Source organism: Pseudomonas sp. IC_126 (assembly GCF_004331835.1).
GTDB lineage: Bacteria > Pseudomonadota > Gammaproteobacteria > Pseudomonadales > Pseudomonadaceae > Stutzerimonas.
Genome location: NZ_SJSS01000004.1, coordinates 44,447 through 68,182, shown reverse-complemented (window position 1 = coordinate 68,182; position 23,736 = coordinate 44,447). Strand labels below are relative to the sequence as shown.

At 62.5% G+C, this 23,736-nt stretch carries 17 protein-coding genes and 2 pseudogenes; 5 read left to right on the top strand and 14 right to left on the bottom strand.

The window, feature by feature from the left end; genetic code table 11:
• Positions 1-145: 145 nt before the first annotated feature.
• Positions 146-1,489, top strand: coding sequence for a PepSY domain-containing protein (locus E0D86_RS13655; protein ID WP_218568027.1), 1,344 nt, complete (start codon positions 146-148; stop codon positions 1,487-1,489).
• A gap of 24 nt (positions 1,490-1,513) precedes the next feature.
• Here E0D86_RS13655 and E0D86_RS13650 read toward each other — a convergent pair whose 3' ends face one another.
• From E0D86_RS13650 to E0D86_RS13640, 3 genes are read right to left on the bottom strand one after another with little or no spacing between them, the layout of a single operon-like run.
• Positions 1,514-2,905 (bottom strand): efflux transporter outer membrane subunit, encoded by a 1,392-nt coding sequence (locus E0D86_RS13650; protein ID WP_131650589.1) that lies wholly within the window; start codon positions 2,903-2,905, stop codon positions 1,514-1,516.
• On the bottom strand, positions 2,902-4,086 hold the full coding sequence (locus E0D86_RS13645; RefSeq protein ID WP_131650588.1) for an HlyD family secretion protein: 1,185 nt from the start codon (positions 4,084-4,086) through the stop codon (positions 2,902-2,904). Before E0D86_RS13645 ends, E0D86_RS13650 begins: the two co-directional genes overlap by 4 nt.
• Positions 4,083-5,660 (bottom strand): MFS transporter, encoded by a 1,578-nt coding sequence (locus E0D86_RS13640; RefSeq protein WP_131650587.1) that lies wholly within the window; start codon positions 5,658-5,660, stop codon positions 4,083-4,085. The genes E0D86_RS13645 and E0D86_RS13640 overlap by 4 nt, the downstream gene beginning before the upstream one ends.
• A gap of 275 nt (positions 5,661-5,935) precedes the next feature.
• Here E0D86_RS13640 and E0D86_RS13635 point away from each other — a divergent pair, with 275 nt between their 5' ends.
• Both E0D86_RS13635 and E0D86_RS13630 read left to right on the top strand, forming a co-directional pair.
• The gene (locus E0D86_RS13635; RefSeq protein ID WP_131650586.1) at positions 5,936-6,388 is read left to right on the top strand and encodes a PA2169 family four-helix-bundle protein; all 453 of its coding nucleotides are present in this window, start codon (positions 5,936-5,938) and stop codon (positions 6,386-6,388) included.
• 122 nt (positions 6,389-6,510) lie between these two features.
• Complete coding sequence (locus tag E0D86_RS13630) at positions 6,511-7,431, top strand: AraC family transcriptional regulator (protein ID WP_131650585.1); 921 nt, start codon at positions 6,511-6,513, stop codon at positions 7,429-7,431.
• A gap of 3 nt (positions 7,432-7,434) precedes the next feature.
• On the opposite strand, the gene E0D86_RS13625 is transcribed toward E0D86_RS13630, so the two are convergent.
• The 7 genes and pseudogenes from E0D86_RS13625 to E0D86_RS21970 form a co-directional block, all read right to left on the bottom strand.
• Entirely contained in the window at positions 7,435-7,896 is a 462-nt protein-coding gene (locus E0D86_RS13625) for a carboxymuconolactone decarboxylase family protein (RefSeq protein WP_131650584.1), read from the bottom strand.
• A 10-nt stretch (positions 7,897-7,906) separates the two neighbouring features.
• Positions 7,907-8,644: an SDR family oxidoreductase gene (locus E0D86_RS13620; RefSeq protein ID WP_131650583.1), complete on the bottom strand. Its 738-nt coding sequence runs from the start codon at positions 8,642-8,644 to the stop codon at positions 7,907-7,909.
• Positions 8,645-8,826: 182 nt separating this feature from the next.
• Complete coding sequence (locus tag E0D86_RS13615) at positions 8,827-10,353, bottom strand: sialate O-acetylesterase (protein ID WP_371924072.1); 1,527 nt, start codon at positions 10,351-10,353, stop codon at positions 8,827-8,829.
• Between the two features lie 134 nt (positions 10,354-10,487).
• Complete coding sequence (locus tag E0D86_RS13610; RefSeq protein ID WP_371924077.1) at positions 10,488-12,089, bottom strand: response regulator; 1,602 nt, start codon at positions 12,087-12,089, stop codon at positions 10,488-10,490.
• A gap of 82 nt (positions 12,090-12,171) precedes the next feature.
• Positions 12,172-13,695 carry an ATPase domain-containing protein gene (locus E0D86_RS13605; RefSeq protein ID WP_131650581.1) on the bottom strand — a complete coding sequence of 508 codons (1,524 nt, stop codon included), beginning with the start codon at positions 13,693-13,695 and terminating at the stop codon, positions 12,172-12,174.
• A 378-nt stretch (positions 13,696-14,073) separates the two neighbouring features.
• Positions 14,074-14,592 (bottom strand): annotated as a pseudogene (locus E0D86_RS21975) (methyl-accepting chemotaxis protein); the annotation flags it as partial.
• A 336-nt stretch (positions 14,593-14,928) separates the two neighbouring features.
• Positions 14,929-16,065, bottom strand: a pseudogene (locus tag E0D86_RS21970) (cache and HAMP domain-containing protein); the annotation flags it as partial.
• A gap of 213 nt (positions 16,066-16,278) precedes the next feature.
• On the opposite strand from E0D86_RS21970, the gene E0D86_RS13595 reads away from it, so the two are divergent.
• Complete coding sequence (locus tag E0D86_RS13595; RefSeq protein ID WP_131650579.1) at positions 16,279-17,223, top strand: class I SAM-dependent methyltransferase; 945 nt, start codon at positions 16,279-16,281, stop codon at positions 17,221-17,223.
• Positions 17,224-17,312: 89 nt separating this feature from the next.
• Positions 17,313-19,727, top strand: coding sequence for a PAS domain S-box protein (locus tag E0D86_RS13590; protein ID WP_305955870.1), 2,415 nt, complete (start codon positions 17,313-17,315; stop codon positions 19,725-19,727).
• Between the two features lie 65 nt (positions 19,728-19,792).
• On the opposite strand, the gene E0D86_RS13585 is transcribed toward E0D86_RS13590, so the two are convergent.
• The 4 genes from E0D86_RS13585 to E0D86_RS13570 all read right to left on the bottom strand — a co-directional run bounded on the left by E0D86_RS13585 (position 19,793) and on the right by E0D86_RS13570 (position 23,718).
• Complete coding sequence (locus E0D86_RS13585) at positions 19,793-20,599, bottom strand: outer membrane protein OmpK (protein WP_131650577.1); 807 nt, start codon at positions 20,597-20,599, stop codon at positions 19,793-19,795.
• Between the two features lie 355 nt (positions 20,600-20,954).
• Entirely contained in the window at positions 20,955-22,229 is a 1,275-nt protein-coding gene (locus tag E0D86_RS13580) for a hypothetical protein (protein WP_131650576.1), read from the bottom strand.
• A gap of 52 nt (positions 22,230-22,281) precedes the next feature.
• Complete coding sequence (locus tag E0D86_RS13575) at positions 22,282-22,758, bottom strand: curli production assembly protein CsgB (RefSeq protein WP_131650575.1); 477 nt, start codon at positions 22,756-22,758, stop codon at positions 22,282-22,284.
• Between the two features lie 123 nt (positions 22,759-22,881).
• Positions 22,882-23,718, bottom strand: a complete 837-nt coding sequence (locus E0D86_RS13570) for a CsgG/HfaB family protein (protein ID WP_131650574.1) — start codon at positions 23,716-23,718, stop codon at positions 22,882-22,884.
• Positions 23,719-23,736: the final 18 nt, after the last annotated feature.

Genomic DNA, 23,736 nt, shown 5'->3' with positions numbered 1-23,736 from the left:
CGTATCTGCTGAATCTGACCACCGCGGGTAGCGGTCGTCCGCTTCGCCAATCCTGCAGCGCCGGGTTGGTTGTATTTCTCGATTCGAGTGAGCTTTCATGCCGTCTTCCCATGCCCAGCCTGAGGCACCGCCTCTTGCATCCCGGATGCAGCGACCCTTGCTGACGCTGCTGATCCGCCTGCACCTTTACGTTGGCCTATTCGTCGGGCCTTTCATCCTCATCGCGGCCTTGAGCGGCTTGATCTATGCGCTGACGCCGCAGTTGGAGAGTCGGCTCTATGCCGAACAACTGTTCGTCGACAGTGGCGGACCTTCGCTGCCCCTGGCACGGCAAATCGAAGTCGCACAAGCGCACATCGGCGAGGCGGCGACGCTGTCGGCGGTGCGTCCGGCACCGCGGCCCGGCACCACGACACGGGTGATGTTCAGCGCGTCGGAGCTGGGTCCGTCGGAGAGCCGTGCTGTATTCATCGACCCGGTAACGGCTGAGATCCGCGGCGATCTGCTGGTTTACGGCACCACCGGGATATTGCCGCTGCGCACATGGCTAGATCAGTTTCACCGCAGCCTGCTACTGGGCGAGCCAGGCCGGATATATAGCGAGCTGGCCGCCTCCTGGTTATGGGTCGCAGCGCTGGGTGGGTTGGCGCTCTGGGTTATCCGGCGCCAGGGTAATCGCAAGGCGAGCGTGGCCAGGACGCAACCGCTGCGCCGCTGGCATGCCACGTTGGGACTGTGGCTGGTGGTGGGCTTGTTGTTCTTTTCTGCCACCGGGCTGACGTGGTCGCGCTGGGCGGGGGACAACATCAGCGTCGCGCGGGCGGCGCTGGGGATGTCCACGCCGAGCGTGTCCACTGCACTGACCGGCGAGCCGGTGGCACCGACGGGTGAACATGCCCATCACGCCGGAATGCAGATGGCTGCGACAGAACCTAGCGACTCCGCGCTGTTCGATGCCGTGCTGGCGGCGGCCCGTCATGCTGGAATCGATGCCGGCAAGCTGGAAATCGTCCCGGCGGCAGGCCCTGATCGAGCTTGGACGGTGACCGAGATCGACCGCAGCTGGCCGACTCAGGTCGACGCGGTAGCCATCGATCCGCGCTCATTGACGGTCACCGATCGCATCGATTTCGCCACTTTCCCGCTGGCGGCCAAGCTGACGCGCTGGGGCATCGATGCGCACATGGGCTCGTTGTTCGGCCTGGCCAATCAGCTACTGCTTGCCGTCACCGCGCTCGGCCTGGTGACGCTGGTGATCTGGGGATACCTGGTGTGGTGGCGCCGCCGCTCGCCGGTGCGCAGCGCGGGTGTGCTCACGGCGCTGCGCGATCTGTCGCCGGCAGCTCGGGCGCTGACGGTGGCACTCGCGGCGCTGTTCGGTTACTGCCTGCCGGTGCTCGGCGGCAGTCTGCTGGTATTCCTCGTCGTCGAATTGGCACTCGGCGGAGCCCAGCACACGGATCGCAAGGCCCTGCGTCAGCCGGGCTGAGCCCTCAGCGACTGGGCTAAGCCTTCAACGCTCGGTGGTGGCCTGCCAACCACCGCCGAGTACCTGATAAAGGCTGATCAGCGCATTGAGCTGGCTTTCGCGCAGTTGCACGGCGGTCAGTTCGGTATTGAACAGATTGCGCTGGGCGTCGAGGGTTTCCAGATACGACGAGTAGCCTGCGCGGTACCGATCCTCAGCGAAGGTCAGCGAGCGCTCAAGAACTGCGCGGCGAGCCTCGACGCGCTCGATCTGTTGCCGCAGATTGCCCACCGCCGAAAGGCTGTTTTCGACCTCCGCGAATGCTTGCCGCGCAGTCGCGCGATAGGCGAAGGCCGCTTCATTGCGTTGCGCGACGGCGATGTTCACGCCCGCTTCGAGGCGCCCGGCGTCGAAGATCGGAGCCAGCACGCTGGCACCGATATCCCAGACGCGGACCGGGTCGTAATTGAGTGAATTGACGAACAGCTGGCCGAGGCTGGCTGACACCTGCACCTGTGGCAGAAAGCGGTCGCGCTGGGCTTGCAGGTTGAGGTCGCTGGCCGCCAGCAGCAGTTCGGCCTGATGGATATCCGGCCGCCGCCGCAGCAATTGCGAAGGTAATACGCCAGGCACCTGGGGAGGATCGAGTGCGAGCAATCCGACGCCGCGCTGCACCGTGCCCGGTAACGCTCCGGTGAGCAGACGCACCGCATTTTCCTGCTCGCGAATCGCCTGTTCCAGTTGGGGCAACAGCTGCGCTGCGGCTTCGTATTCGGACTGCGCCTGCGTCAGTTCAAGCTGCGAAGTGTAGCCGAGGCTGGCGCGGTCTTCGGCGACGCGCAGCGCCTGCAGGCGCGACTCGATGGTTTCGCGAGTCACGTACAGCTGCCGGTCCAGCGACAGCAGCGAGACATAGGCGCGTGCCGTGGTGCTGGCGACGGCCAGGCGCACGGCGTCGCGTTCGGCCTCGCTGGCCTGATATTGCAGTTCCGCGGCTTCGCGCAGACGCCGTAGCCGGCCCCAGATATCCAGCTCGTAAGACACCTGCAGCGAGGGCTGCACTGCCATGGTGTGGGCGATGCCGAGCACGCTGAGCTCGCGCGTGCGTTGCGCACCCAGCACCGCGTCCAGATTCGGCAGCAGCGAGGCGTGGGACAGACGGATCTGTTCGCGTGCCTGTTCGACCCGCGACGCGGCGATCAGCACGTCGGTGTTATGGGCCAGCGCGGTTTCGATCAAAGTCGTCAGCTGGGGATCACCAAACGCCTGCCACCAGTTCGCGGAGATTTCGGCTGTGCGCGACGCCTCGTCGCGCCATTGCGCTGGTGGAGTAACTGTGGCGTCAGCTGGCAGCGGCTGCCTCGGTGGCATGCAGCCCGCCAACATGATCAGCAACAGGCCCGACAATAATCCCGGAACGCGAAACTGACGATTCATCGCCTGTCATCCGCTGCCGTTTCGGCGGTCGTCACGTCGCCGCTGGTATCCACATGAGTAACCACCGACAGCCCCGGTCGCAAACGCTGGCTCAGCGGCTGGTCCGGATCGATGGAAATGCGCACCGGTATCCGCTGCACCACCTTGGTGAAGTTGCCGGTCGCATTATCCGGGCGCAGCACGCTGAATTCCGAGCCGGTGGCCGGTGCCAAACGCTGTACACGCCCGCTCAGGCGAGCACCGTCCAGCGCATCGACCTCAATGGAAACCGGCTGGCCTGGGCGCATGGCGAAGGTTTGGGTTTCCTTGTAATTGGCGATGATCCAAAGTTGCTCCGGCACTAGATAGAGCAGCTGCGAGCCGGCCGCGACGTACTGGCCCTGGCGCACCGTGACTTCGCTGACCTGGCCGTCGCGCGGCGCTTCGATGACCGTGTTGTCCAGGTCAATCTGAGCCCGCTTCAATGCCGCTTCGCCAATCTCCACTTGCGCCTGAAGTCCGCCGCGTGAGACTTCGCTAGCCTTCAACGTCTGCTCGGCAATGGCGATGGCAGCCTGGGCCTGCTTCACGTTCGCCGCCGCTGCGCGGGCGCTGGCGCGGATCTGGTCGCGTTCGCGAATCGAGACCGAGCCACGTTCGGCCAGCTCGTTGACGCGTTTTTCGTCGGCCAGGGCGCGTTGCAATTCGGCTTCAGCGGCGGACAACTCGGCGCGGCGTGACGCCAGCGTGGCGCGGTTGGAGGCCAGGGTTTGTTCGAGGTTCTCCAGTTCGAAACGCTGCGCAGCCAACTCGGCACGGCGCTGCTCGACCAGCTGGCGATACTGTCGATCATCGATGCGCACCAACGGCTGGCCGCGCGCGACTTGCTCGAAATCCTGCACCGGCACCTCGGTGACGTAGCCGTTGACCTGCGGCGCGAGCACGGTGATCTGCCCGCGCACATAGGCATTTTCGGTGACCGCGACACGGTTGCTGAACGGCCACAGCTGCCAGGCGTAGAGGATCGCCAGGATGCCGGCCAGGGCGACCAGTACCATCAGAATGACCGTGCGCCGGCTCGGCTTGATCGTCTTCGGCGGATCGTCCGGCGCTGGGCCGGCGTCCGTCATCGCGGCTGAGGGCTGCGGTGGTTGAGCCGTCTGCAAGACTTCTTCTTCGTCGGGTCGTTTGGTTTCACTCATGGAGGCGGGGCATTCCTGTTCTGCCGCGCGATGCGCAGTGTGTGGTAGAGCGTCCAGCCGAACACGCCGATGGCGAGCATGCCGATCAGCCGGAATACATCATTGAAGGCCAACACGTTGGCTTCGCGCGTGGTCGCTTGGCTCAGCTGCGCCGCGCTCTGTGCCTGGCGCAATTGAGGGTCGCTCTGGCGCGGCGCCAGCGCCTGGCTCTGGGCTTGCAGCCGTTGCGCGATGCGCGGATCGCCCGGCACCACCTGCTCGGTCAGATGGCTGGAATGGTATTTCTCACGCATCACCTGATAGGTGCCGAACAACGCTGGCGCCGCGAGCCCGCCGAGGCTTTGGGTCATGGTGAACAACACGATGAAGCTGACCAGGTAATTCGGCCCGTTGCGCAGCGCCTTGCCGATCCCGGTGATCAGCAGCGGGCCGAGGAACATGCCACTGGCGAAGGCCAGCAGGCCCTGGCTAAGAAACATGTCGTGCGGGCGGGTGAGGTTGGTGGCGTCGATGTCGAGGAAACTGGCGATTGCGATCAGCACGATCGACAGCAGGATTTGTGGCAGGGCGGTGGTCGGGCTGAAGGTCATCGCGCTGCCGGCGATACCCATGCTCAACCCGAGCAGAATCACTGCATACAGCGGCTGTAACTGCTCAGTGCCCATGCCCAAAGTTTGCAGCAGGCCGACCGCGCCGTAGGTCTGCTCTGACAACAACAGACGCAGCGCCAAGGCACCGAAGGCGAAGCGCAGCATTTCAGCGGTGCCGAGCCAGCGGGTATGCAGCAAGGGATTGCGTCTGTGGTGTTCGATCATGAACGCTGTGCACATAAGCACCAGCGCGACGATCAGCGCGTAGCCGAGCCAGGGCTGCTCGGTCCACCAAAGTATTCGACCCTGGGCCAGCACCGCAGCGATCAACGCCAGCGCCGGGGCGAGCAGGGCGAAGGTGAGAAAATCCAGCGGCTCGAAGACCTTGATGCGTTCGCCTAGGGGCAACTTGAGCACCACCACCGCCGCCAGCGAACAAAGCGCCAGGCCGCTCTCGAACACGTAGAGGCGGTGCCATTCGCCCATGTCCAACAATGCCGGCGACATCAGCCAGGCCAATGGCGTGCCGAGCTGAGAAATGCCGAAACCGAGGATCACCCCCTTTGGCAGATCCGCTTTGCGGAACGCCTGCAACATGTAGAACAGCCCGAGGGAAGAGGTGGTGGCCGCCGCCAGGCCACTGGCAGCGCGAACGAACACCGCCATTTCCAGCCCTTCGACGAAAACGTGAGCGATGCTCAGCAGCGCATAGAGCGTCAGCCCGATCTCGGCGAAGCGGCGCAAGCCGTACTGCTGGCGGAACTTGATCATCAGCAAATTGGCGGAGACGTTGACCATGAAATACGCTGCCGGCAGCCAGGCGGCTTGCGACGGCGTCAGGCCAAGGTCGCCCTGAATGCTCGGCAGGTTGGCGATGAACAGCGCGTTGCCCAGGCCGCCGGTCAGCCCGACCAGCACGGCGACACAGGCATAGGCGATGCGCATCGGCATCGGATGCAGCAGGATCGCCGGCGAACCGGGCATGGATGGACGTTCGTGGGGTTCCCAACGGGGAACGGGGGCGAGGTATTCCGGCATGTTTCGCAGGGCTCGACGGCGATGGCTCAGGGTTATGTGCGCTTGTGCCGGGGCGGCAGTCATTCTTGGGACAATCGCGAGCGCGAAACGGTTGATCGAAGTTATCGACAGGCACATCGCGGAGGCAGGCGGGCTGAACCTTTGACGAAGCGGGGCAGTCGACTTAACAGGTTGGCCGTGCTGTTTCCGGCCGTTTTAGCAAGCCCCAGGAGGACTATTCAATGGATACCAAAGACACCATTTCCGTGCTCAACGATCTCATCGAAACCAGCAAGGACGGCGAGAAAGGCTTCCGCGAATGTGCTGAGGACCTTAAGAACCCCCAGCTGAAGACCACCATGACCCAGCGTGCGCAAGACTGCGCCACGGCCGCCGCCGAACTGCAGCAACTGGTGCGTACCCTGGGCGGTGATCCGGAGACTTCCACCAGCGTTGCGGGAGACATGCACCGTCGCTGGGTCGACCTCAAATCAATGGTCACGGGTAAAAGCGACGAAGCGATTCTCAACGAATGCGAGCGTGGCGAAGACGTGGCCCTAAAGAGCTATCGCAAGGCGCTCGAAAAGGACCTGCCAGCCGATATTCGCGTGGTGGTCCAGCGCCAGTTTCAGGGCGTGCAACGCAACCACGATCAGGTCAAAGCCTTGCGCGACGCAGAACGCGCCCGTAGCTGATCGTTCATTGCTTCGAAAATTGCCGGCTAACGCCGGCTTTTTTTTGGAAGATAATTGGTGGCAGGCGGCATAGCGGGTCAACAACAGCTACGCTGATTCCCTTCGCATCAAGGAGCCTGCCCATGAATTCATTCATCGCTCCGTCAGACGATGAAACCCTGGCACAGCGCGCCGAGCTGGCGCAGCTAGTCGAACGTTTCGTCGATGGCGATGGCGTGCACCCGACCGCCATTGATCCCCTGCATCTGATTTGCTGCGCGGAGCCGGGCGAGCCGGTCTGGGGCGTGCACAAGCCGGCGCTGTGCATCATCGTGCAGGGCGGCAAGGAAGTGCGTTTGGCCGACGAGCTGTACTGCTATGACCCGCTGCATTACCTGGTGGTCTCGGTCACGCTCCCGGTGGGAGGTTGCGTAGTGCGCGCCTCGCCGCAAGAGCCTTACTTGTGCATCAGACTCGACATCGATCCGTCGCTGATTGCCGGGTTGATCAGTGAATCCGGCCAGCTCGCTGCAGTGGACGAGGCACCAGGGCGCGGCCTGTATCTGGACCGTATCGACGCGTCGTTGCTCGACGCGACCCTGCGTCTGGTGCGCTTGTTGGATAAGCCAAAGGACATTCCGGTACTGGCGCCACTGGCGCTGCGCGAGATCTTCTATCGCCTGCTCTGCGGGCCACAGGGCCAGCATCTACAGGAGGTCGCATTGCAGGGTAGCCAGTCGCATCGGGTAACCCGTGCCATCGAGTGGCTCAACCAGAACTATGTCGCGCCGCTGCGCATCGAGGATCTGGCGCGGCGGGTCAATCTCAGCAGTTCCAGCCTGCATCACCGTTTCAAGGCGCTGACCGCCATGAGCCCGCTGCAATACCAGAAACAGCTCAGGTTGCAGGAGGCTCGGCGGTTGTTGATGGCCGAAGGGGTGGAGGTGTCGGTCGCGGGTTACCGGGTCGGCTACGAAAGCCCCTCGCAATTCAGCCGCGAATACAGCCGGTTGTTCGGCGCCTCCCCGATCAAGGACATGGCGCGGCTACGCAGTATCGCCTGAGCCTCAACGCGTCGCTGTCGGGTCCGGCACTTCCCGCAGCGCTTGCGCCGCATCGATGGCGCGCGGAAAACCAGCGGTAACGGTGGTCAGATAGATCACCTCTTTCAGTTCATCGCGCGTGACCCCGAGCCGCAGCGCATAGCCGGCATGGACCTTCAGGTACGGCAGGTTGCCTTGCGCGGCGAACGCAGCAACGGTCGCCAGCTGGCGGGTGCGATCATCCAGACCTGGGCGAGCCCAGACATCACCGAGCGCGTAGGCGGTAACGCCCTCGGCGAGAAAGGGATAATCCTGTTGCAACGCATCGAGCACCGGTTGCCCGGCGCCGCCGGAGAGCCGCTCCATCACCTTCAGGCCTCGCTCGTGCCGCTCGCTCTCGTCGGCTGCGCAGGAAGCGGCCGTCGACAAGCCAGCGAGCAATGCCAGTCCAGCTGCTATCAGGGTTCTGCTTGCATTGCCATTCATGGGCGTGTCCTCAGTAGGGGCTGGCGGTGGGGCGGACGATCAGCTCGCTGACATCCACATCGGCTGGCTGATCGATGGCATAGGCAATCGCACGGGCAATGGCCTCGGCGGGAATGGCGATCTGGCGGAAATCGCGCATGGCCGAGCGCGCGTCTGCATCAGAGATGCTCTCGGCCAGTTCGGATTCGGTCACGCCGGGGGATATCAACGTGACGCGGATGTCGCCACCGACCTCCTGGCGCAGCCCTTCGCTGATGGCGCGTACTGCATATTTGGTTGCGCAATACACCGCAGCGGTCGGGCTGACCGCGTAGGCACCAATGGAGGCGATGTTGATGAACTGCCCGCTGCGCTGACGCTGCATCAGCGGCAGTCCAGCGGCGATACCGTGCAGCACGCCGCGGATGTTCACGTCGATCATCCGGTCCCACTCGTCGACCTTCAGCGCTTCGAGCTTCGAAAGCGGCATCACGCCGGCGTTGTTGACGATGACGTCGACACGCCCGAACTGCTGTTCAGCGAAATCGATAAAACCTTGCATCTCGGCGCGGTTCGTAACGTCCAGCGCCCGGACCACCGCACTGCCACCGTCATCGATGATCGAGGCGGCCAGCGCTTCGAGGCGTTGCAGCCGCCGTGCGCCCAGAACCACTCGCGCACCCTGGCTGGCCAGCAGGCGCGCCGTCGCTTCACCGATGCCGCTGCTGGCACCGGTGATGGCGATGGCTTTTCCGTTGATGTTCGACATGCGCAGACCCTCCGATTGCATTCATGGATGCAGCACTGCTGTGCTGTGGAGTGAATGCTAGGGAGGCGCGCAAACCAGGCGTTAGGCGGATTCTGCCCAGTACTTGCCTGATTCTGGCGGTCCGGATCGCTGGGTCGAAGCCTGGGCGCTGACGTCGCGCTCGGGGCGGCATGTATCAGCTGTCAGCGCGTTCGCACGGCCTCGTTGGCCTTGGCCTCGATCTCGAACGCGATGCTCCAGTTATGCAGCGGGTAGGGTTCGTCCACCAGCGCGTCGATATTGGCTTCCGGCCACATGCCTTCGTCCGGTAGATATTCGTAGTGGGCGTCAGCCAGGGTTGGATCGCTGTCACGCAGCTCGCCGGCGCCGCCGACCGCGCGGCTGGCGTAACGGATGCGCGGCGTACCGCTCAGATCACGTCCGGCGGTCAGGCGCACGATCGTACCGGCGGCGATCTCGACCCCTTCGATCGGCACCTCACCCTGCTCGTCGCTCATGGTGAAACCGCGACCGTCGATCATTCGTGCCTGCTGGCCAAGGTAGGGTTCGTCGAAGGTCAGCGGAGGATGCGGGACGTGAAAATCGATGAGGATTTCACGGCCCTCGACCGTGGCGCCAAGCGGCGACAACGGCACCCAGTTGCGGCGCTCGACCACGACTTGGTGATAGACCTTGCCAAGCATCTGGCCGAACCAGCGATAACCGTTGGCCGAAAGATGCGTGCCCTTGTCCACGTAGGGGTAAACCGGGCCGGCCAGGTACCAGTTGGGCTCTTCCTGCGCCAGTTCCCACTGGGCCATGCCGATGTCGAGACTGCCGTCCACGACCGACGTCTTGGCATCGGTCTGGTAGCTGATGAAGGCAGGCATGCGTTGCTGCCCGATGGCCTGCGCGGTGTCGGCGTAGAGGTCATCGCGCAGCTGGCGCATCATTGCCTTGTAGGTTTCCTTGTCGTTGATCCCGCCCTGAACCTCGGCGTAATCGTACTCGCCCTGTAACCAGAACAAAGCGCTGAGGCTGTAGCTCGCGCCTTCGTCATCCGCCAGTTGCTTGGCCTGATCGACGGCTTGCAATACCCGTTGGTACTCGTTGGTGCCACCAACCTTGGACAGTTGGGCGATGGAGCGACCGGACGTTGCGGCGTTGCTGGCGACGAACAGATGCTCGGGATCGGCCTCGACGCGGTGCTTTTCCAGATACAGCCGGCGCGCCATGTTCAGCGCGCCGACTTCAACGGACTCGCCTTCTTCCTGGGCGTGCTTTTCCAGCTTCGCGATGGCATCGCCGTCGAGAATGATCTTGGGATCGCGCTTGAACTGCACCACCGCCTTGAGCGGTTTGAATGCTGCCCCTCCGACCGGTACGAAGCGATCGCCGCTGAAGGTTGCCGAACGTGTTGCATCGCCCAGCATCAGATTGTCGTAGCCCGGCTGTTTCGACAGTGCCGGCCAGCCTTCGGCGGCAGAAGCCAGCGACTGGCCGTAGGTGATGATGTGGTTGTACTTGGCGCTCGGGGCGGGGGAGAGGTGATTGGGCTTGGCCATCAGCTGTTCGGTGAGGCGCTTGTTCTGCGCATCGCGGTCGATTAGAGATTGCGTGTCGGCCAGCAAGGGCAGCGAACAACCCATTAGCCACACGCCCAGCAGCGCTGCGGTGCTCCGTTTAGTGGGGCGGGCAAGCGGACAGGGGATATACCGAGGGGCGGGCATGGACGATTCCTTCTGATTGACAGGCGAACGGCATAAGTCAGGGCGAACCGCAGCGGCTCGGAACACGCGTTTCGACGGCCCTGCATGTGGTTAGTTCGCGACGCGGCGAGTCTCGTCGGACAACCGCAGGCGGATCAGAGTGCGGCCAGGCTCGTCAGTTCGGCGCTTTCAATGGCAAGTTTCAACGCCGCGCCCAGCTCTTCGAGGCGGTAGGGCTTGGCCAGCACATGCACGCCTTCGGCCTCCGCCGACTTTCTCGCCGCCTCGGCGTAACCGCTGGTGAGCAGGACGGGAATGCCGAGTTGCCGCGTGTGGATTTCTCGCGCCAGTTCCACGCCGTTCATGCCGCCGGGCATCATCACGTCGGAAAAGACAACGTCTACTCGGTGCCCGTTCGCCAGTGCCCCGAGGGCAGCGGCAGCGCTGCCGGAATGGATCACCTGGTAACCGAGGTGCTCGAGCATCTCGCCCACCAGCGCGGCGACTTCTTCGTCGTCGTCGACCAGCAGGACGCTACCTGCGGACACGTCGGGAGATTCATCGATGCGGGCATCCTCGATGTGCACTTGATCCGGCACATGCGCCGAGCGAGGCAGCATCATGATCACGCTGGTGCCTCGCCCGCATTCGGTATCGAGCCACACCGTGCCGCCGGACTGGCGGGCGAAACCGTAGACCTGAGCAAGCCCCAGGCCGGAGCCCTTGCCGATTTCTTTGGTGGTGAAGAAGGGGTCGAATACCCGTTCGCGCAGATCATCCGGGATGCCGGTACCCGAATCGATCACCGCCAGCCTGACGAAATCACCCCGGCAGCCCAGCACCTGCTCGTTCGGCGCATTGGTTGCCTGCAGCAGAATCGAGCCGCCTTCGGGCATGGCATCGCGAGCATTCACCGCCAAGTTGAGTATCACCAGTTCCAGCTCACCGGGATCGACCTCGATTGGCCACAAGTCCGGCGCAAACTGCACCTGAACATGAATATCTCCACGCAGGCTACGGTCGAGCAGCTCACGCATCTGACTGATGCGCAAGGCAAGGTCTACCGGCTCGGGAGCCAGTGACTGGCGTCGCGAAAATGCAAGCAACTGGCGGGTCAGGGCGGCTCCGCGTTGTGCGGCCTGACGCATGCCGTCCATCAGGCGCTGGCGGCGCTCCGGGTCCGCTCGTCGGTCGATCATGTCGAGGCCGCCGGAGATGACCATCAGCAGGTTGTTGAAATCGTGAGCGACGCCGCCGGTGAGCTGGCCGATGGCTTCGATCTTTTGTGTCTGGCGTAGCGTCTCTTCGATATGCGCGCGTTCGGCCATTTGCGTGCGAAGTTCGAGGTTGGCCTTTTCCAGTTCGCTGGTGCGCTCCATGACCAACGCCTCCAATTCAAGGGATACCTGTTCGCGCTCCTCGATCAGCGCCCGTACCTCGTACTGGCGATGCCTTCCACGCAACGCGGTCTGGAGCGCGCTGCTGAGGGTGATGCTTTGTACCGGGCGTTCGAGCAACGAGACGTTGCGCAACGCCGCCACCATACGCTGACGCCAGGCGGCGACGGCCGGTTGTTGATGTTTGCTGGTCAGGACTACGAACGGGAAATCGGACCAGGTCGGTTGTTGATCGACCCAGGCCGACAGCGCATTGAGGTCCTGACCGAAAAGACCTTCCTCGGCGATAAATACCGCGTCGGCATCCGTGCCGGCGTGCTTCAGCACTTCATCGACGCTGTGGCAGACGATAGCGTCCATGCCGCTGCGGCGGAGCAGATCGGCCGAGGCGGGACCGTCCCGTCCAATGGGGGCGTAAACGGCTACGGTCGGGCTTTTTGGCTCAGGCGTCGTCATGCTCGTCTTTCATGAGAGGAGAGGCGTCGCCGGTGTACTCAGGCGTGCCCGATAATATGCCGCTGAAGTTCGACAGCGGTTGCCCAACCTTGATGCCGGAAGCGCCAAGTCGGAATTCCCGGATAGTGTTTTCGTGGCGGCCGCTGCGTTTTTTGACCACTGACATCGCGCGGCGAACTACGCTGGCATGCTCGAAATAGCGCAGCATGATAACCGTATCACTCAGATAGCTGAGATCAACGGGCGTTTCCATCGGTCCGATCAGGCCATGCTGTGCCATCACCATCACGCTCATCACGCCTTGCTGGCCCAGATAGCTGAGTAACTCATGCATTTGCAAAATCTGGAAGCGGCCGTCTGGCATCGCGTTCAGATAGCCGTTGAGGCTGTCCAGCACTACCACCCGCGCGCCTTGTGCTTCGACGCTGTGGCGCACCGCGGCGGTAAATTCGCCGGGTGAAAGCTCGGCAGGATCGATCTGTTGCAGGTGCAGCAGCCCTTTTTCGAGCCAGGGTTCGATATCGAGTCCCAGCGCCCGGCCACGGGCCAGCAGGGTGCCGATGCCTTCGTCGAAGACAAAGAACGCAACCTGCTCGCCACGTTGGCACGCCGCGATGGCGTAGCCCAGCGCCAGCGAAGATTTGCCGACGCCAGCCGCGCCGATCAGCAATGCGTTGGTGCCGCGCTCCAGGCCGCCGCCGAGCATCTTGTCTAGCTCATCGTTGCCGCTGGAGGTCAGTTCGCCGGTAAAAGCCGCATGATGCTCGGCGGCGATGAGCCGCGGATAAATAGCCAGTCCACCCTTTTTGATACTGAAGTCGTGGTAACCGCCTCGGAACTGGATGCCCCGCATCTTGACCACCCGCAGCCGCCGCCGCTCGGCGCCGTAATCGATGGCCAGCTGCTCGAGCATCACCACACCGTGGGAGATCGAATGCAGCTGTAAATCACCGCTTTCCGAGGTCTGGTCATCGATCAGGATGACCGTGCAACTCCGGGTCGTGAAGAAGTGCTTGAGGGCCAGCACCTGCCGCCGATAGCGCAGCGGGCTCTGCGCGAGCAGGCGCATCTCGGACAGGCTGTCGAATATGACCCGGGTCGGGTTGGTTTCACTGACTCGATCGAAGACTTGCCTGATGGTCTCGCTCAGCTCCATCTCGGCCGGGTGCAGCACCGTCAGTTCAAGCTCGGGGTCGAGGCTGGCCTCGGGTGATACCAGCTCGAACACATCGATACCTTCGAGCGTCCAGCCGTGGCGCTTGGCAACGAGCTCCAGTTCCCGCTTGGTTTCCGAGAGTGTCACATAGAGCACCTGTTCGCCTTGGCGCGCACCCTCGAGCAGAAACTGCAACGCGAGAGTGGTCTTGCCGGAGCCAGGGCTGCCCTCGTAGAGATACATCCGGTTGGGGTCCAGACCGCCGCCGAGGATGTCATCCAGGCCTTCGCTGCCGGTCGAAATACGCGGCGAGTCGTCGTCTTGGGTGAAGGTAAGATCAGGGGATTCGGTCATTCCATACTCCTTTCGCGGGCTCTGCAGAAGGTCGCCGCGTTCCTTTACTTCTGGCGCTCCGACCATAGAGCGGTTGCCGATTACGAGGCAAAGTACGCCCAACAATAGCCGGGCTAAAGCCGCTCGATGGACGCTGCGGTGGGATATTGCGCAGATGATATGCGAGAGGCGCCGTTATTCAATCCGACTCGGCTTTTACCAGGCCGTTCCGCATGGCCAGCGCGTTAGAGCGGCATTCCTGGCGTCGCCGCGACGGCGACGCGAGGTGAAAAGCCGGGGTGGTGGGCGTTTCGCTGACGCGAAAAGCTGCTCGAATGGGGCAGCACTGAAGCCCTCATCACCCATCGTCGACCGCAGCGTTTCCGCGCGCTTTCGCATTTACAGCTTGAAGCGGCTCACCATGGCGATCAGGCGGTCGTTGGATGCGGACAGGCCATCGGTGCTCTTGCTCACCGTCACGCCAGATTCCACCAGTTCGTCGACCATATCCCGCACCGCAACCATGTTCTGGTTGATTTCCCCGCTGACGGCACTCTGCTCCTCGGCAGCCGCAGCGATTTGCGCGCTGAGGTCGTGGATGCGGTTGACCGAATCGGCCATTTCATCGAGCCCGCTATTGACGCGCGTGGTCCGCTCGGCGGTGGCCTGGCAGCTGCCTTTGGTTTTTTCCATCGCGTCTACCGCAGCATCGACAGCGCTCTGCAAGGCCGCGAGCATCTCGTTGATTTCCGACGTGCTCTGCTGTGTCCGACCGGCGAGCGCGCGCACTTCGTCGGCGACCACGGCGAATCCGCGTCCTTGCTCGCCCGCACGGGCGGCCTCGATGGCGGCGTTCAGCGCGAGGAGGTTGGTCTGCCCGGCAATTTCACCGATCACGCCCAATACATCGTTGATGCGGCGCGCGTCCTGCTGCATCGCCTGGACGCGCGCGGTGGCCGAGTCGACTTCATTGACCAGCGCCAGCACGCTTTGCGCCGCTTCGTCGACGGTGCGACGCGAATGCGCGGCGTGATCGTTGGCAGCCTGGGTGAAATTGGCGGTTTCGTTGGCGCTCTGGGCGACCGAGTCGGCCGTGGAGCTCATTTCGGTGATGGCCGTCACCGCCTGATCCGTTTCGCTGGCATGGCGAGCCAGAATGCCGTTGGTGTGATCGGATTGCTGCTTGAGCTGTTCGAGTTCGACCGAAATCTGGCGGGACGAGGTGGCCAGGTCGGCGATCATTTCCTGGAGATAGGCGATAAAGCGGTTCACTGCGACACCGATGCGGTCGACTTCATCGTCGCCCTTGATCTCGATGCGGCGGGTCAGATCCGCATCGCCGGATGACAGCGACTGGATGTTGGCCGACAGCAGATGCAGTCGACGCATCAGGTTGCGCAGCGCGACGACCATCAGCAGCAAAAGGAAACCCACCAACGGCAATTGCAGCCAGCCCAAGGTGCCGAGCACCGAGCGGGTCTTCTCGGTCAACAGGTGGCTGGGCAGCGCGGTTGCGAGCAGCCAGGGCGTGCCCTCGATGGGTTTGAGGAAGAACGAGGTCTGCTCGCCATTCTGGCCTTCGAACTCGGTGAAGCTGCGCTGGTCGCCACGGTCCAGCGCGGCCTTGATCTGCGCCACGAACGGCGTGCGTGACGCCAGCTCGGAGACGTTTTTCAGGACGATCTGTTCGCTCAGGGCAGGCAGGTTGCTGAGAATCTTGCCGTCCGCCTCGACGATCATGATCTGGCCCTGGATTTCCTTTTCCTTGGTCGCAACCAGTTCATTGAAGAAGCCCAGCGTCAGGTCGATCGTCGATACGCCATAGACGCTGCCGTTCTTGTTGATCGCCATGGCGCAGTTGGTGCGTGGTTCGGCACTGGCGTCGTCCTTGTAGGCGGCTGCCCAGGCGCAGCGCCCGCTAGGCGTTTGCGCGCCGGCCCGGTGCCAGGGCTGCTCGAAGTAGTTCAGCGACTCGGCGCTGTTCCAGTGCGTGTTGATCTTCAGCTGACCGCTGGCGTCACGGTGATAGAAGGTGCTGTGTTTCGCTACGCCGGGCGTCCGAGCGTTGGGCAGCGGCCAGATGCCTCCGCCGAACACCTTCTGATCGCCGTACTGGTCGATAAGCCCAGGCAGCACCGCGTCGATCTGGTCGCTGTCGAGCAGCGCGACGGTTTGGGTAATGGCGCGGGACTGGCTTTCGATCCGCGCCAGGTTGAGACGAATTGCCTGGGCGATTTCGTCGACCTTTTCTTCCACCAACTGGACTTCGGTGGCTTTCAGCTGAGGCGCGACGAATTGGTTGATGCCTAGCAGCGTCAGGCCAATGGCGACAAGGATGAAGGCCGCAAAAGTGGTGAGGTAGCGTGCCTGGATCGTTTTCAAGAAGGTCATGGTTGTGCTCGTTACAAGGGGCTACGGCGGAAGAACGCCCATACGTTCGCGTTATCGGCGCACCCTTCTGAAGCTGTAGGGCTATTGGTCGACTCGGTACGTTTGGCGAGCCGGGGACGCGAGCGTTTCTCGATGGCTGCATTGGCGGCAGGTCCGCAAGCGCTTCGAATCCTGTTTAAAATCGCGCGCTTTCTCTAACTAACGATGACCTTCATGCACGCCGATGCCCTTGTCACTTTGCAGAACCACCTCGCCACTGCCTTGATGCAGCTGCCCGATGAGACCCGCCGTCTGTTTCATGGACGCGGTCGCTGCTGGGAGGGGCTCGAGCATGTGACGGTCGATTGGCTACAGGGCATCGTGCTGGTTTCGTTGTTCCGCGCATCGGCGGACGCCGAGTTGGATGCGTTAAGGCTCGGCTTGTCGACGCTCACCCAAGGTGCCGAGTGGCAGAACAGTGGGGCGCATAGCCTGCTGTTGCATCACCGCTATCTGCCCGACAGCCACATGGAACAGCTGCTGGGCGAGCCGGTCAACGAATGGCTGATCAGCGAGAACGAGCTGCGCTACAAGCTGGATCTCGGCATCAAGCAGAACAACGGACTGTTTCTGGACATGCGCTACGGCCGTCGCTGGGTGCAGGAACAGGCGCACGGCAAGCGGGTACTGAACCTCTTCGCCTACACCTGCGGTTTTTCCATCGCTGCCATCGCGGGTGGCGCCGAGCATGTGGTCAACCTCGACATGGCGCGCGCCGCGCTCAGTCGCGGGCGCGACAATCATCGGCTCAACGAACATGACCTGAGCAAGGTCAGCTTCCTCGGCCACGAGCTGTTCAAGTCGTGGGGCAAGGTGAAGAAAAGCGGCCCGTATGACCTGGTCATCGTCGATCCGCCATCGTTCCAGAAAGGTAGCTTCGCGCTCGACAAGGATTACCGGAAGATCCTTCGGCGCTTGCCTGAGCTGCTGACGCCCACGGGTACGGTGCTGGCCTGCGTCAACGATCCCGACGTGGGTCCCGAATTCATCATCGAAGGCGTCGCTGCCGAGGCGCCGGACTTGGTATTTCAACAGCGTTTGCCGAACCCGCCGGAGTTCCCGGATGTCAACTCCGACAGTGGTTTGAAGGCACTGGTTTTCAGCCGCACGCCGGAGTAGCGTCGGCTGACGAGGGGAGTCGAAGCATTTCCTGTCGCTGTTACTCTTCGCTGCAGCTTCACCGGCCATTGGCTGACCGCTACTCTGGCCTGCGGCTTTGCATCTTCACGGCGGGGCGAGCACTCACAGCAACGTCGCGGGCGCGAATTCGACCCGCCACAGGAGATACCGCCATTCCTGATTCAGGCCAACAAGTACAGGCAATTTTCAACGCTGCCAGCGATTGCGCCATGCTCACCACCGATTGCGACGGCATCATCACGGCCTGGAGCTCGGGTGCCGAGCGCATCTTCGGCTGGACGGCGCAACAGATGTACGGACAACCCTTCGACCGCCTATTCAGCGGCGATGGCCGCAATGCGGAACTGCTGCGCGAGCAGATGCAGCGCGCCCTGCAGCAGGGCAGCACCAGCCACGAACGTTGGTATATCCGCGCCGATGGGTCACGTTTACATGGCGCGGGCACGCTCACGCCGCTGTTTGGCGAGAAGGGGCATTTCGGCTTCCTGAAAATCCTGCGTGACCGCACGGCGGAGGATGAGGCCGCGCGGCGATTGACCGAGAGCGACAACCGTTACCGCCTGCTGTTCGAGGCGATCGATGCGGGCTTCTGCATCATCGAGATGAAATTTGACGCGCAGGGTAAGCCGATCGACTATCGGTTCGTTGAAACCAATCCGGCCTTCGTACGCCAGAGCGGGCTGGTCGATGCCGGCGGCAAATGGATGCGCGACCTCGCGCCTGCACATGAGCAGCACTGGTTCGATATCTACGGTGAGGTGGCGCTGAGCCGCCGCCCGGTGCGTTTCGAGAACCATGCCGAGGCCTTGCAGCGTTGGTTCGAGGTGCAGGCGATGCCGATCGGCGAGCCGTCCGAACAGCGTGTCGCGGTTCTGTTCAACGACATCTCCGCACGTCGCAACGCGGAGCAGGCCCTACAAGCCCTAACCGCCTCGCTGCGCGAGGACGTCGCAACCCGTACCAAGGACCGTGACCAGCTCTGGGAGTTGTCCAGCGACGTGATGCTTCGCTGCCGTTTCGATGGCGACATCATCGCGGTCAATCCAGCCTGGGAACGGTTGCTGGGCTGGCCCGAGGAGCAACTTCTGGGTGCCAATATTCTCGACTTCATCCACTCGGACGACCTGGCGGACACGAGTGCGACCGTTGGACAGTTGTCGGAGGGGCGCTCCTTTCTGCATTACGAAAATCGCTACCGCTGCACCGATGGCAGCTATCGCTGGCTCACCTGGTCGGCCCGGCCGGCGGACGGTGTGATCAATGCCGTGGGGCGCGACATCACCGCAGAAAAGGAACAGGCGCAGGCGCTCGCCCAGGCAGAGGCGCAGCTGCGCCAAAGCCAGAAGATGGAAGCCGTCGGCCAGTTGACCGGCGGCCTGGCGCATGACTTCAACAACCTGCTGACCAGTATCGGCGGCAGCCTGGAACTGCTCGAAAAGCGCATCGAGCAAGGCCGTGTCGAATCGCTCGCGCAGTACGTGACGGTGGCCCAGAACGCGACCCGCCGAGCGGCGGCGCTGACGCACCGCTTGCTGGCGTTTTCTCGCCGCCAGACGCTCAACCCGATGGCCACCGATGTCTGCGAGCTGATCAGTGACCTGCGCGAACTGCTCAGCCGCACGGTCGGCCCTTCGATCACGCTGCAGACGCAGTGTGCCGAGGATCTGTCTCCAACGCTGGTGGATCGCAACCAGCTGGAAAACGCCTTGCTCAATCTCGCCATCAACGCCCGTGACGCGATGCCCGACGGTGGGACGCTGACGATCGGTGTCAGCAACATCTGGCTGGACGACCGCAAGGCGATAGATCTCGACGTGCCGACCGGGCAATACGTGCTCGTATGCGTCACGGATACCGGAGTCGGCATGTCCAAGGAAGTCGCCGCGCAGGCATTCGATCCGTTTTTCACCACCAAACCATTGGGCATGGGAACCGGTCTGGGATTATCGATGGTGTACGGCTTTACCCGGCAGTCAGGCGGGCAGGTGAAGATCCAGTCCGAACCGGATCATGGCACCACGATCTGCCTGTATCTGCCGCACGTAGTCGCGAATGTGCAGCAGGCCGATACGGTGATCGATCCCAAGTCGACACTTCAGGTAAGCGGTGGGTCAGGCGAGACGATCCTGGTCGTCGATGATGAACCGGCGGTGCGCCTGCTGGTGGTGGAGGTTCTCGAGGAGTTGGGCTATCGGGTGCTGCAGGCAATCGATGGTAAAAGCGGCCTGAGTATTCTTCAGAGTGGCGAACCGGTTGCACTGCTGGTCACGGACGTCGGGCTAACGGGCGGTATGAATGGCCGCCAGCTAGCCGACGCCGCTCGCCAGTCCGACCCCGCGCTGAACGTGCTGTTTATCACCGGCTACGCGGAAAGCACCGTGATGGGCAACGGTCAGCTCGAACCGGGCATGGGTCTGTTGACCAAGCCGTTCACGATCGATGCGCTGGCAGAGCGCATCGAAGCGTTACGCGGCAGGAACTGATGCCGCCATCGAGCCTGACCGTAACCGCCGGTTTGGCTCGCGACGGCGCCCGAACGCCGCCAGGATCAGTAATGGGCCTTTACGATGAAGTTGGTGACATTGTTGTCGGTGTTGAACGCAGCGCTGTCCTGCACACCGTATTTGTCCGACCAGTAGTCGTACTCGATACCGACGTATAGCTTGCCAGGGGTGTAGTCCAGCGCTTTGCCCAGGTCGTACTTGACCTGCGGGTTGATGTGCAGGTTCTTTGCGACGAAGTCGTTGCTGGTTTTGGAGCCGGCATCATTGACCACCCAGTCGATATAGCCATCGAAGAGGATGTCGGACTTGCCCAGCGGGAACGTGATGGCCCAGGTTGGCGTGATCTGCCATTGGCCGCTGGCCTGGCCGGTGATGCCGTCCGGCTTACGGTAGTAGGTGTTGATCGACAGACGATCGAAGCCCGGTACGGCCAGGTCGATGGCGGGGCCGAGCAGGTAGTTGCGGTTGCGTCCTTCGCCTCGCTCATAGGTCGCCGAAAGCAGAACGTCGGTGACTGGCCCAAACGATAGGTCTCGCCCGGTGATCTTGCCCAGTGAAAGACGGGGGCTGAATTCCCCGTAATAGGTGCGGCCATCATTGCCCGAATGACCGTTGAACCACTTGTGGTCGACGAACAGGAACATGTCGCCCCAGGTCCAGCCACTGGCATGTTCGAAGGTAATGGTCTGCTGGATATCGGCCTCACGCCCATCCTCGCCTGAGTCGACGGCGAAATTTTTGCCGTAGAGGTAGGTCAGGCTGTTGTTCTGCCAGAGCATTGGGTCGGCCATGGCTTGGCTGGCGAAAGTCAATCCCGCCGCGAAGACGGCGGTGCTGAGGCTGCATTTCATCGATGTGCTCCCTTGTTGCAGTTGCGGCTGCTTTATTTTGAGCTTTGTCCAAACGGGCAGGCGTTGTGCTCGAAGCAGTGCCGCGCCAGTCGATCAAGCGCAGCGGAAATACCACAGAAATCGTTTTATTTCATCGTTTCGTGAGGGCGCAACGCTGTCGCGTGGCGGTTTTGGGAGAAGCGGTCGATAACGAGCAAGCGAATAAGCGGCTCGTATCGGAGCTGTTGTACGCGTTTCGATTCGAATTCGGTTGCGGGTCGATCGCCCAAGGGAGCGTGAGTCAGAGGAACGCAGGCGGCGGCCCCAGAAACGAAACTGCCGGCGCAAGGCCGGCAGTCGCGAGGTGTAGCGCGGATCAGTGTTGGGTAACGATCGCCATGTTATTGAGGCCAGCCTGGCGGATCAGGGCGTTGTTGCCCATGCCGCTCTGGTCGACCAAGGCCTCATGGCCGGTGCCATTTTGAATGACGGTCGCCAGATGGCTTTCGCCGTACTGGGACAGAATGGCCATGTTGTTTACACCGTCCTGGGTGATGCTGGCCAGGTTGAGATCGCCGTCCTGGACGATATCGACGTCGTTACCAGCGTTGCTGCTGGAACCGGTGATGCGGTTGCCTTCACCTTCTTGCACGGCGCTGAGCATGTTGTACGTACCGGACTGGTTGAAGTTCAGCTCGTTGGAGTTGCCCAGCTGGTCCACCGTCGCGTTGTTGTAGCTACCATGCTGACCAACTGTGGCGACCTGATCACGGCCGTCCTGATCGAGCACTGCGCCGTTGCCAAACCCGTACTGATTGGCAGTGGCGGTGTTGCCATTGCCGCGCTGGGCGAGGTTGGCGTCGTTCTCATTGCCCTGCTGATAAACGAAGGCGTTCTGGTAGCTGCCGCGCTGATCCACGTTCAGGTTGTTGTTGTCACCACCCGAATAGGTATAAGCCTCGTGGTTGGCGCCAGTCTGGCTGACGGATGCATTGTTGAGGTTGCCGACCTGCTCGACTTCGGTGATCGAGCCAGCACTCCAGTTCTGAGCGATCTCCGCGGCGTTCTCGTTGCCTTGTTGGTCGATCATGGCGCGGTCGTTCGAGCTGAACGACTGGCTGACGCTTGCATCGTTGAGGTTACCGTCCTGGTAAAGCTCGGACTTGCTGCCGTTGGCCAGCGCCTGATAGCTGTTGGCGTAGTTCCGGTTGCCCAGCTGCTCTGTAACGGCGTCGGCGCCACGGGTGGCGACCTGTTCGGTTTCGGCGATATTGGCGTTGCCGTGCTGATGCTGGTCAGCGCTGCTGTCCCAGGTACCGCCCTGGCTGATGCTGGCCTCGTTGCCTTTACCGTTCTGCCATTGCTCCGCGGTGCTGCGCAAAGCGACCGTCTGGTTGACCTCGGCCTTATGGAAGTTGGCGATCTGGGTTTGCAGGACCGAGGACGAGAACGAGCTGTTCTGCTCGACCATCGCGCCGTTGCCCCGGCCGCTTTGCAGCTGCGTGGCCGTGTTCGAGCTGCCAGCGCTCTGCGTGACTTCGGCGATGTTATCGATGCCGTTCTGGCGTTGTTCGGAGGTGTGCTCAGCGGCGAAGGCCTGGGCAGTGGCGATAGTCAGGATGGCAGCTACAAGGGGTTTGATCTTGAACATTGTTATCTCTCCATGGAATGTTTTCAGCGGTACTTCCTGGTGGTGCTTTGTTTCAGCGGTACTGGCGAACCAGCACGCTCAGACCCTGGCCGTTCTGCGTGACGCTACTGCGATGCCCGGTACCGGTCTGTTCGATCAGCGCGTTGTTGTGCGCGCCGTATTGCTCGATCCGGGCCTGGTTGTAGGCGCCTGATTGAACAATCAATCCCTGGTTGTGGCTGCCGTGCTGCTCGATGGATGCAGCATGCGCATAGCCGCTCTGAAGGATGAAAGCTTCCAGAGCGCTGTCGGTTTGAGTGATAGAGCTGGTCAGGCTGTCGCCAAGCTGGGTGACGAGTGCGAAGTTCCCATGCGCGGCGCCGATGGCTGGCCGGGTCGATGCAATCGAATGGTTCTGGCTCGATGCGATTTCGCTGGGCCACAGATCGAGTGAGGATGGACGATCGGTCGCGTGGAGGGCTGGGCTGGCTAACCCTGCGAGAAGCAGCGGCAGCAGCGCTTTGCGGGCAATCCATTGCGCCTGGCTCATCAGTCATCCCTGGTTGAATCGCGGTAGGTCATCCTGTCCTAAACCGCGATCCGGCAAATCCATCAAACGGATGAAACCGCTGCGTTTGTTTCTGGGCTGTTTCATGCCCAGAAACAGAACGACCTACAGCTTGGTCGGCGCCGCGAGGTACTTCGCCAGTTCGGCCTCGATTGCGGGTGTCGTTTCGGCGGTCTGCCATAGCCGACGGTCGACGCCTTGGGCGATCAGGTGGGCGACCGCCGCCTCGATCGCCGACAGCACGCAGAGTTGCGCCGGTTCGTTGGTGGTATAGCCGGCCTCGGCCTCGAGCAGCTCCTTGAACTCGATGAACTTGTAGACGTTGGCGCTGCGCCCGATGGAATAGATCGTCTTGGTCGTCATCACGTTGGAGAGCACCTGGCCGCTGCGCACGTCGACGGCGCGCAGATTGACCGTGACCTGATCGACCCGGTACTCCTGCGATACGCCGATACCCAGATACCGCGCGCCCTGGCCACCGCTGCGCACGTTGGTTTCGTAGGCGACGATGGCGCCTTCCATGATGATGTTGGCGGCCAGCAGCGAGGGCAGTTCCGACTGTATGTTCGGTGCCACGTCCGGCTTGGCCTGGGAGGCGCGGATGATCTTGCGCTCGGTCAGCACGTTCTGCAGGCCCTCGCGCTCCAGCACGATGAACCAGCCGCTGGCCTGCATGGCATCGACCAGCATGCTTGCCGCGCCCTGGGTGACGGCGGTGGAAAAGGAACTCGCCGGGCTTGGTTTGTACTGCCCGGTCTGGTCGCGGAAGCCGTAAACGGCGGCGACCAGCGGGCCTTTGGGGCGGGGCAGTTGCAGCAAGTCCTGATAGGTCGAAGTGCGCGGGGTAAGGGTGGGTGTTTCCTGGTCTGCGGACATCGGTTCGCGCACTGCGCAGCCCTGCAGAACGGCCATCATCCCGATGGCGACGAATAGGCTTCTCATGGCCTTTGCTCTCCTTGA